The following is a 10,562-nucleotide window of genomic DNA, read 5'->3' on the forward strand; positions in this document are numbered from 1 at the left end:
TCGTAGGCGCCGGCGAGGTTGTTGCGGCTGGCCAGGGTGTTGGGGTGGGTGTCGCCGAGGACCTGGAGGAAATGGGCGAGGTTGGCTTTCCGAAGGGGAATGGTGCGGGCATCGTGGCCTTGCTGGCGGAGGTGTTGTGCTGCGGTGACGTACAGATCGACCGCGCGGTCGTGGTGGTTGGTTGGGCTGGTTTCGCCGAGTGCGATGAGCTGGGGTATCAGGGCATCCCAGGCGGAGGTCGCACTCGTCGTTGGGGGATCGAGCGGGCCCAGGGCCCGTACGAGTGCTTCCTCGGCTGTGCGGCGTCCTGCGGGTGATCCGTCTGGTTCGGTGGGTGCGGTCGAACGCAGGACTGCTTGGAGGAGGCGGTGGACGCTGACAGTGGTTCTGGTGAGGGTGGCCATGTTGTAGGTGGCGAGGAGGCCGAGGGCTTCGTGGAGGTCGTCCGGGTCGGTGCCGGGGGCTTCCAGGAGGGTGATGGGGGTGTTGTCGGGGGCGAGCCAGGCGAGGGTGTACAGGGTCTGGATGGCGCGGGGGTTGCGGGTGGTGAGGGCTTGGAGGGTCTGGGTCCAGATGCGGGCGATGGTGCGTTCGGCGTCGATGCCGTCGGCTGCCTTGTCGAGCTTGGCGGGCAGGCTCCTGCGGTAGGCCTTGATGCGGATGGTGGGGTTCTGCCGAAGGTAGGCGCCGGCTTGTTCGAGTGCGAGGGGCAGGTGCCCCAGCTCGGCGGCCAGCGCGCGGGCTTCCTGGGCTTCGCGGGGCGTGGGAGGCCTGTCAGGGAACGCGTAGGTACAGATGAGTTCTGCGGCCTCGTCGGGGTCGAGGACTCCGAGGGGGTGAGTGGTGATGATGTGGGGCCATCCGATGGCGCGGCGGCTGGTGATGAGGTGGTGGCCGCTGTTGAGGGCTCCGAGGTAGGAGGTCAGGTCGGCGGGTGTTTCGACGTTGTCGAAGACGAGTAGCCAGTCGGGGTGCCACTGCAACCAGGTCGCCGCCCACGCTGCGCGTTCGGCCATGGAGGCCTTTCCGGCCCAGGCGGGGAACAGTTTCAGGGCGAGGTCGGCGAGGGACTGCTCGATGACGGTGGGGGAGTCTGCGGTGATCCACCAGACGAGGCTGTAGTCCATGCGGTGCCGGTGGGCGTAGGCGAGGGCGAGTGTGGTCTTGCCGATGCCGCCGAGGCCGTGGACTGCCGACGCCTGGGTGATCGCGGTCCCGTTTTCTCGGGTGAGTGTGTCGCGGATCCGCGTCAGGGCGTCCTGGCGGCCCAGGCACAGGGGGTAGGGCGGCAGGTTGCTCAGTCTGGCTGGTGCCTGTACGTCGCGGGCCGCGTTGAGTGCCTCTGCGGGAAGGTTGATCACGTCGCCGGTGTGGGCGGTGCCGATGTTCTGAGCGGCGACCGACCGAGGGCCGGAGGCTTCGTAGTGGGGACTAGTCACTTGCGGTGGCCGTCGCCGGTGATGGCGGTGCCGATGGTGTGGGCGGCGATGGAGCGCTCACCGGATGCGGTGATTGTCACGATCCCGGCCGTAGGTGTGGGAAGGAGGCCAGCGAGCTCCTGCCGCAGCTCGGGGTCTTCGCGCAGGGCTCGCTTCAGCTGCTGGCGCAGCGCGGCAGCAGCGTCCGCGTCGTCGCTGTCCTCCGCCACGTCCAGGAGCGCCGCTTCCAGGGTGGCCTGGTCGGGTTCGCTGCGGTGGCGCCAGAGGGCTTGGAGGATGCGGCGGCCGAGGTTCGCCGTCGCATCCGCGGCGGCGTCCTCCGCGCGGGTCAGCACCGCCCCACCGTATGCACCCACTGCCGCGGTCAGGTACGGGCCGGCCTGCTCCACCAGCTGGACGATCTCCGCGCTCATCCCCGTCTCCCTCCGGATCAACTTGCCTGCACCAAAGCTGCTGTGACGGAGCGTAGAGCCATTCAGGTGGTCGGCTCAGGCATTCGGCCCCATCCGGTCGGCCCGAACCGGTGAAGTCGCGCCGACGACCGGGGTCGGCCGCTGGCAGCGCCGGACAGTCAGCACGTGGCGGTTTGTTGTCCGGGCTGTCCGGCTGTCCGGTCGAATTCTCTGAGCTGGGGTAATGGGCCGGACAGGGCCCGGACAGGACGGTCCGACCTGTCCGGTGGGCTCGCTTGGGCTGAAACAGCTACCCGACCAGGATGATCGTGGGGCCGATGTGGGACAGCTCGGAACCGCAGGGAACTTTGCAGGTCAGAACGATCTGACGTGCGGTCTGTAAATCTGTCGCGCAAGCTACGCAGGTTCGAACCCTGCACCAGCCACAGGATACGGAGAAGGCCCTTCATCTGCGGAAACGCAGGTGGAGGGCCTTCTCTTTTGGTGTCACGCGGTGCGTTGGGCTTTGCAAAGTTTGCAAAGCTCCGGGTGGGCGGGCCTCAGGCGGAGACCTCGATCGTGACGGTGAAGGTGCGTTGATCCGGGGCGCACTCCATCGCCTCGCCGCAACTGGTGCGCGTCGCGGTGAGCTGCGCCGAGCCGGCCCGTAGGGCGTGGAAGAGGCTCTCGTGGATTCCGCAGCCCATGCCCGGTCGGCAGATGAGCGGGGACGGGGACGGTGCCTTGGGGTCCAGGGTCGGTACCGGGACGAGTACCTGCGGCGCCGAGCTGACCGGGGTGGACCAGTAGGTGCTGTGCAGCGTGACCCGGACGAGCGTGCCGGCGGCGGCCCGGACCGTGGTGTGGTTCGCGTTCTCGTCCAGGACGAGGACGGCCGGGCCGGCGGAGGTCGGGGGCGGGCTCGCGGACGTCGGCGAGATCCCGACCGTCGTCGTGCCGCTCCCGCCGCAGCCCGCGAGGACCGGCAGCAGGACCGACGCCAGGAGCGGCAGCAGCAGACGCCGCAGCACGGGGCGCAGCGGCAGCAGAGGCAACGGGGTCATCTCGGGTGCTCCTTCCGTCGTGGGACGTCGATGGGACGCAGCGGCCCGCCCATCGGATCCCTCCGCGGCCCGCCGCCCGGGCCGCGCCACCCGGGCGCCCCCCTGAGCCGGCGTCAAGGAGGCGTCAGGGAAGCGGGGTGTCGTGTAGCGAAGGCATATGGACGGCGGATCGGGACCCGGCGCGCGGAGACGATGCGAGACGAAGCCCAGCACGGAGGTCCGGTCCGATGTCCCACAAGCCCCCCACCATCCCCACCGAGGCAGGTAGGGCCGGAAGACCCGGTGAGGTAGAAGGAGGAGAAGCGGGAACCGCCGCCGCAGGAGCCGCCGTCGCCGACCGGGACAGGCTCTCCGCCCTCGGCGGCCTGGCCGCCCTGTCGCTCGACGCGATGGCCTCCGTCGCCTACGGACCGGAGTCGATCGTCCTGGTCCTGGCCGCCGCGGGCAGCTACGGGCTCGGCTTCACCCTCCCGGTCACCGCCGCCATCGCCCTCCTGCTGGCCGTCCTGACCGCCTCCTACCGCCAGGTGATTGCCGCCTTCCCCGACGGCGGCGGCTCCTACGCGGTGGCCAAGGCCCACCTGGGCCGGCGTGCCGCGCTGACCGCCGCCGCCTCGCTGGTGATCGACTACGTCCTCAACGTGGCGGTCTCCGTCACCGCCGGGGTGGCTGCGCTGACCTCGGCGCTTCCCGCCCTCTACCCGGACCGGGTCTGGCTCTGCCTGGGCGTGCTGGCCCTGGTCACCGCCGTCAACCTGCGCGGGATCGCCGAGTCGGCCCGCTGGTTCATGGCGCCGACCGCCGTCTTCGTGCTGTCGATCCTGGCGATCATCGTGATCGGCCTCCTCCGCTCCGCCCCGGCCAGCACCGCGGCCGCCGCCGGCCACGCCGGCGCGCTCGCCGGCAACGCGACCGGCGTCGGCACGCTGCTGCTCCTCAAGGCCTTCGCCTCCGGCTGCTCGGCGCTGACCGGGGTCGAGGCGGTGGCGAACGCCGTCCCCTCCTTCCGGGCGCCGCGGGTGCGGCGGGCGCAGCACACCGAGGCCGCGCTGGGCGGCCTGCTCGGGGTGATGCTGATCGGCCTGGCCGTGCTGATCGGCCGCTTCCACCTGCAGCCGGTGGAGGGCGTCACCGTCCTCGCCCAGCTGGCCGACGCCTCGCTGGGGCACGGCTTCGGCTTCTACCTGGTGCAGTTCGCCACGGTGGTCCTGCTGGCGCTGGCCGCCAACACCTCCTTCGGCGGCCTGCCGGTGCTGCTGCGCCTGTTGGCCCGCGACAACCACCTGCCGCACGTCTTCGCGCTGCGCGCCGACCACCAGGTGCACCGGCACGGCGTGCTCTTCCTGGCGCTGGTCTCGGCCGTCCTGCTGGTCGGTTCGGGTGGTGACGTGAACAGCCTGGTGCCGCTCTTCGCGATCGGGGTCTTCGTCGGCTTCACCATCTGCCAGGTCGGCATGGTGCGGCACTGGCTCCTGGAGCGCGGCGCCGGCTGGCGACCGCGGGCGCTGCTGAACGGGTTCGGCGCGCTGCTGACCGCGGTGGCCGCCCTGGTGGTCACCGGCACCAAGTTCATCGAGGGCGCCTGGGGCGTGGTGGTCGCGCTGCCGCTGCTGGTGCTCCTCTTCGAGCTGGTCCACCGGGCGTACGGGCGGATCGGCGAGCGCCTGGAACTCGGTCGGATCCCGGGCCCGGTGACCCGCCGGCCCTCGCTGGTGGTGGTCCCGGTGATGTCGATCTCCCGGATGACCCGCGAGGCGCTGTCGGCCGCCGTCTCGCTCGGTGACGAGGTGCTGGCCGTCACCGTCGTGCACACCACCCCGGACGCGGAGGACCGGCAGGCCGCCGAGGCGCTGCGCCGGGACTGGGAGCTGTGGCGACCGGGCGTGCCGCTGCTGGAGGTCCCCGACGCGCACCGCCGGCTGGGCCGTCCGCTGGTCGGCTTCGTCAACGAGCTCTCCGCCGAGCGCCGCTACGACCGGATCACCGTCCTGATCCCCGAGGTCGAGCCGGTCCACCTCTGGCAGCGGGCGCTGCAGAACCAGCGCGGCGCGCTGATCGACCGGGCGCTGCGCCGCGGCACTGACGCGGTCGTCTGCCGACTGCGCCTGCGAATGTAAGGCCTGTCGCCCGTTTTGCCCTTCGAACACAGCTGAAACATCACGATTAGCCTATATGCGCGGTTGCGGTCCGATATTTTGACGGGGTCTTAACGCCGCCCCTCAAGGCCGCCGTTCGGCTCAGGCGGCTCGCCCGCACACCCCCTCTGGCCTGCGGAAACGCGCGACCGAACGGGTGCGCCAAGGCCCCGGAGGGCCTGCGAGTCGCCCGTTGCCCCAGCGCCCCGGACGCATACGCTCGCGCTTGTGTTCAACGTGCCCTCGGCGCTCAAGCGCCTCGTGATCGGTCAGGCCATGCGCAGCGAGGAGCTGGGGGAGACCCTGCTCCCCAAGCGCCTGGCGCTGCCGATCTTCGCCTCCGACCCGCTCTCCTCGGTGGCCTACGCCACGCAGGAGATCCTGCTGGTGCTCACCGTCGGCGGCACCGCCTTCCTCTACCTCACCCCGTGGGTGGCGGCCGGCGTCGTGGCGCTGATGGCGGTCGTGGTGATGTCCTACCGCCAGGTGGTGCACGCCTACCCCAGCGGCGGCGGCTCGTACGAGGTGGTCTCCACCAACCTCGGGCCCAACTCCGGTCTGGTGGTGGCGGCCTCGCTGCTGGTCGACTACGTCATGACGGTCGCCGTCTCGGTGGCCTCCGGCGTGGACAACATCATCTCGGCCCTCCCCTCGCTCGCGGACTACCGCGTCCTGATGGCGGTCGCCTTCGTGGTGCTGCTGGCGGCCATGAACCTGCGCGGGGTGCGGGAGTCGGGCAAGGCCTTCGCCGCGCCGACCTACCTGTTCATCGGCGGCATCATGCTGATGGTGATCACCGGCCTGGTGAAGATCGCCCTCGGCCACGGCCCGGTGGCCGCCAGCGCGAGCTACGGGATCATCCCGGTGGACGGCAAGGACAACCTGGCGGGCCTGGCGCTGCTGATGCTGGGCCTGCGGGCCTTCGCCTCCGGCTGCACCGCGCTGACCGGCGTCGAGGCCATCTCGAACGGCGTGCCGGCCTTCCGGACGCCGAAGTCGAGGAACGCCGCCACCACGATGTCCGTCATGGGCATCACCGCCGTGGTGATGTTCGTGGGCATCACGGCGCTGGCGCTCACCTCGAAGGTGCACATCACCCAGGACGCCTGCCAGCTCACCGGGTTCCCCGGCGACTGCCACACCGCGCCGCAGCAGACCGTCATCGCCCAGCTGGCCGCCGCGATCTTCGGCGGCGACCACAGCTTCCTCTTCTACTTCATCCAGGCCGTCACCGCGCTGGTGCTGATCCTGGCCGCGAACACCGCCTTCAACGGGTTCCCGCTGCTGGCCTCGATCCTGGCCCAGCACCGCTACCTGCCCCGGCAGATGCACACCCGCGGCGACCGCCTGGCGTTCTCCAACGGCATCATCGCGCTCGCGGTGGTGGCCGGCGGGCTGCTCTGGCTCTACGGCGCTGACGTCACCAGCCTGATCCACCTCTACATCCTGGGCGTCTTCACCTCCTTCACGCTCTCCCAGATCGGCATGGTCCGGCACTGGAACCGCACGCTGGCCACCGAGACGGACCCCAGGGTCCGGGCCGGGGCGCACCGCTCGCGGGTGATCAACGGCTTCGGCGCGGTCACCACCGCCCTGGTGCTGGTCATCGTGCTGATCACCAAGTTCACCCAGGGCGCCTGGCTGGCCGTGGTGGCCGCGATCGTGCTCTGGGTGATGATGCGCGGCATCCGGCGGCACTACGACGCGGTCTCCGACGAGCTGGCCGTGGACGACCCGAAGGCCGACGCGGTGCGCCCGTCCAAGGTGCACGGGGTGGTGCTGGTCTCCAAGCTGCACAAGCCGACCCTGCGGGCCCTGGGCTACGCGGAGGCGTTCCGCCCGGACACCCTGGAGGCGGTCACCGTCTCCGTAGAGAAGGAGTCCACCGACGACCTGCGGGCCAAGTGGGCCGAGTACGACGTCCGGGTGCCGCTCAAGGTGCTGGACTCGCCGTACCGCGAGATCACCAAGCCGGTGGTGGCCTACGTCCGCTCGGTGCGGCGCACCAGCCCGCGCGACGCCGTCGCGGTCTTCATCCCGGAGTACGTGGTCGGCCACTGGTGGGAGCACCTGCTGCACAACCAGTCCGCGCTCTGGCTCAAGAGCCGGCTGCTCTTCACCCCGGGGGTGATGGTGATCAGCGTGCCGTGGCAGCTCTCCTCCGCGCCGCGTGCCGACCACCCGGCCCGCCGGGCCCCCGGCTCGGTGCGCCGCGGCGAGCCGACCGGCCGGGTCGAGCACACCTCGACCAAGGTCTAGGGCCGCACCGCGGGACAGGGGCACAGGCGGGCCCCGGGCGCTTGCCCGGGGCCCGTCGGCGTTCCCGCCGGCCGCCGCATCCCGGCCGTGCGGCGCCGGGCGCTAATGATGCGTCAAGACCTGTCGCTCGCCCGGTCCGGCGGCGCCGGCGAGGCGCAGAATCGGTTCGCCCCGGAACCGGCGGGCCCGCCCGGGTCCCGTCCCGACCGGCGGCCAGCTGACGGGGAGGGGACGCGCGGCCATGGCAGCGGGAGTCAGAACACCGGTCGTACCGGGGGAGAGTCCGTCGACGCGGACGGGCATCGGTGCGACCGGCGGGCCTCCCGGGCCGCGCGTGGGCCGCACCGGCGCGCCGCCCGCGCCCGCGGCTGCGACCAGGCTCGGCCGGCACCGGTACCTCGCCGAACAGCTGTCCGCACGGGTCTCCTGGGAGCTCTGGCAGTGGTGCGAGCGGGCCGCACGGGCGATCCTCGGCCGCACCTTCTGGACCACCCCGCGCCGGGTGCGCGCGCTGACCGGGGCCGTGCTGGGCACGCTGCTGCTCTGCGCGGCGGTGGGCGCCACCGTGCTCGGCGGTGCCCGCGCCAGCGTGGCGCAGATCGGCCAGCGGGCCGCCCCGCAGGCCGTCCGGGCCGCCGACCTCTACTTCGCGCTCAGCGACATGGACGCCCAGGCCGCCAACCTGCTGCTGGTCGGCGCCGACGGCAAGGACTACGCGCAGCGCAAGGGGGTGCACGACCTCTACGACCAGCGCCGGGCGCAGGCCGACCAGGACCTTGAGCGCGCCACCGAGGCGGCCGCCGGCGACCCGGTGGGCCGGCAGGCGGTGGCCGACGTGCTGGACGCGCTCGGTGACTACGAGGCGCTGGTCGCCCGCGAGGACCTCCAGGAGAACCAGGACCAGTCGCTGCCCGGTCACCCGCCGGCCAGTGCGCTGGTCTCCTACCAGCAGGCCACCGACCTGCTGCGCGACCGGCTGCTGCCCGGGGCCGACCAGGTGGCCGACGCCAGCGCGGCCAGCGTCGAGCGGGTCTACACCGGCCAGCGCGCCGACCTCGACAGCGGCCGGTGGTGGCTGCTGGCCACCGGGGTGCTCGCGCTGCTGGCGGTGGCCGCCCTGCAGTACACCCTGGCGGTCCGCTACCGCCGCCTGGTCAGCCCGCCGCTGGTGGCGGCCGCGCTGCTCGCGGTGATCGGCCTGGGCTACGCCCTGGTGCTGGCCGCCGGCACCGCCGACCGGCTGCACACGGCCAAGAGCAGCGCCTACGACTCGGTGCTCGCGCTGAGCCGGGCCCGGGCGGTCGCCTACGACAGCAACGCCGACGAGAGCCGCTGGCTCAGCGACCCGGGGCGGGCCGACACCTACCAGCGCACCTTCCTCGACAAGACCCAGTCGATCGCCCTCTTCGACGGTGCCACCCTGCAGAGTTACGACGGCCGGCTCGCCGGCGCGATCCAGGACCACCAACGGGACCCGCACGCGGTCGGTTTCGGCGGCTACCTCGGCGACGAGCTGCGCAACGTCACCTTCCCCGGTGAACAGCAGGCCGCGGACCAGGTGTTGGCGGACTTCGCGGTCTACCAGCGCGACGACCGGACGATCCGGGACCTCCAGGGGCAGGGCCACTTCGCCGAGGCGATCGCCTTCGACACCGGCAGCCGGCCGGGCCAGTCCAACGGCGACTTCGGCCGGCTCAGCGCGGACTTCGACCAGGTCATCGCCATCAACCAGCGGGCCTTCGACGACACCGTGCGGCAGTCCGAGGACGATCTCGGCTCCGGGGCCGCCGCGGTGGGCGCCGGCCTGCTGGGTGCGGCCCTGGTGCTGACGGTGCTCGCCGTCCGCCCCCGGCTGCGCGAGTACCGCTGACGGCGCGAGCACCGCTGACCGCCGGGCCCCCGACGCGCTCAGCTCCGGCGAAGCCGGCCGCGGCGCCGGGTGTTCAGTGGTGCCCGCTCTGCCGGGGCAGCGCCAGGGCCACGGTGTCCGCGAACTCCCGTACCGCGCTGGTGCGTGAGACCACCCGGCCGCCGTGCACCACCAGCCGGCTGTGGCCGCCGGAGAGTGCCCCGGCCAGGCTGTCCCCGCGCACCGCCAGCAGTTCGGCCGGGAACCCGGCGTCGATCCGCACCGCCGGCAGGCCCATCAGCAGCCGGGCCTGCGCGCTGATCGCCTCGTAGGCGGCCACCGTGCTCAACGCCCCGCCGGCGGCCAGCAGGTAGGCGGCCTCCAGCGGATCGGCCCGGCCGACCGGGTTCCCGGCATCGCGCAGTGCCCCGCTGCCGGCCGCCAACAGGACCTGATGCTCCGTCAACTCCCTGATCACCGAAGGGTTCAGCCAGCCGGGTGGGCCCGCAGCGCCGCCGCAGCTGCCGCTCTGCGGCAGGCAGGTCACCCGCACTCCGGCGGCGCTCAGCGGGGCGCCGGTGCCGAGCGCCAGCAGATCACCCGGGGCTACCGCCACCCGCGGTCGCAGGGGGGCCAACAGGGCTGCGATCCGGGCCACTTGGTCGGTGTCGGCGCCCCGCAGGTGCAGGTCGACCGGGCAGTCGAACTCGGTGGCCGCGGCCACCACCTCCTGCACGTAGCCGACCGGATCGGGGTCCAGCTCGGGGCAGCCGCCGACCGCGTCCGCGCCCAGTCGCAGTGCCTCGCGCAGCTGCGCCCGGCCCGGCGCGCCGTCCGCGCCGGTGAGCGGCCCGGGGACGGCGACCGTCTGCAACTCGACCAGCCCGCGCAGCGCTTGGCGCGCGGTGAGCGCCGCCTCCAGCCGGCGCAGGCCGTGCGCACCGCCGATCCGCACATGGGTGCGCTGGGCGGTCGCGCCGTAGCCCAGCGAGGTGAGCGCGGCCTCGGTGACCCGGCGCACCAGCTCGCCGTGACCCTCGCTGCCCGGCGGGCCGGGCGGCAGGGAGGGACCGGCGGTGGGCACCGGGGCGGCGTTCGGGGGCAGCGGCACCGGGCCGCCGGTGAAGGCGGTGTCGTGGTGGGCGTGCGGTTCGGCGGGGGCGGGGAGCAGCAGGTAGCCCGTCAGGTCGATCCGGGCCCCGGCGGTGACGGCCGGTCCGTCCGTGCCGCCGCCCGCGACGGCGCCGGCCGGCAGCGCGGACTGTGGCAGCGGGCCCAGGCTCCCCGCGGTGCCGACCGCCTGGATCCGGTCGCCGCTGATCCGCACGTCGACCACCCGGCCGTCCGCGAGGCGGGCTCCGGTCAGCAGCAGCACCGGGCCGTGTCCCAGCGGGTTGCCTCCCTGCCCGCTGCCCTGTCCACCG

The 10,562-nt window shown here is 72.8% G+C and carries 7 protein-coding genes; 3 read left to right on the forward strand and 4 right to left on the reverse strand.

Going from position 1 to position 10,562, the window contains the following annotated elements; all coding sequences use genetic code 11:
* The 3 genes from ABD323_RS25580 to ABD323_RS25590 form a co-directional block, all read right to left on the reverse strand.
* Window positions 1-1,361, reverse strand: a 1,361-nt coding sequence (locus tag ABD323_RS25580) for an NB-ARC domain-containing protein (protein ID WP_344444300.1), incomplete at its 3' end; no start/stop codon positions are given.
* A 74-nt stretch (window positions 1,362-1,435) separates the two neighbouring features.
* Window positions 1,436-1,852 (reverse strand): hypothetical protein, encoded by a 417-nt coding sequence (locus ABD323_RS25585; RefSeq protein WP_344444301.1) that lies wholly within the window; start codon window positions 1,850-1,852, stop codon window positions 1,436-1,438.
* A 539-nt stretch (window positions 1,853-2,391) separates the two neighbouring features.
* On the reverse strand, window positions 2,392-2,895 hold the full coding sequence (locus ABD323_RS25590; protein WP_344444302.1) for a hypothetical protein: 504 nt from the start codon (window positions 2,893-2,895) through the stop codon (window positions 2,392-2,394).
* Window positions 2,896-3,122: 227 nt separating this feature from the next.
* Here ABD323_RS25590 and ABD323_RS25595 point away from each other — a divergent pair, with 227 nt between their 5' ends.
* The 3 genes from ABD323_RS25595 to ABD323_RS25605 all read left to right on the forward strand — a co-directional run bounded on the left by ABD323_RS25595 (window position 3,123) and on the right by ABD323_RS25605 (window position 9,159).
* Window positions 3,123-5,012, forward strand: a complete 1,890-nt coding sequence (locus ABD323_RS25595; protein WP_344444303.1) for an APC family permease — start codon at window positions 3,123-3,125, stop codon at window positions 5,010-5,012.
* A gap of 294 nt (window positions 5,013-5,306) precedes the next feature.
* Window positions 5,307-7,289, forward strand: coding sequence for an APC family permease (locus tag ABD323_RS25600; RefSeq protein WP_425556152.1), 1,983 nt, complete (start codon window positions 5,307-5,309; stop codon window positions 7,287-7,289).
* 334 nt (window positions 7,290-7,623) lie between these two features.
* The gene (locus ABD323_RS25605; RefSeq protein WP_344444305.1) at window positions 7,624-9,159 is read left to right on the forward strand and encodes a hypothetical protein; all 1,536 of its coding nucleotides are present in this window, start codon (window positions 7,624-7,626) and stop codon (window positions 9,157-9,159) included.
* 73 nt (window positions 9,160-9,232) lie between these two features.
* Here ABD323_RS25605 and ABD323_RS25610 read toward each other — a convergent pair whose 3' ends face one another.
* Entirely contained in the window at window positions 9,233-10,528 is a 1,296-nt protein-coding gene (locus ABD323_RS25610) for an amidohydrolase family protein (RefSeq protein WP_344444306.1), read from the reverse strand.
* Between the last annotated feature and the right edge of the window lie 34 nt (window positions 10,529-10,562).

The organism is Kitasatospora nipponensis, assembly GCF_039528135.1.
GTDB lineage: Bacteria > Actinomycetota > Actinomycetes > Streptomycetales > Streptomycetaceae > Kitasatospora > Kitasatospora nipponensis.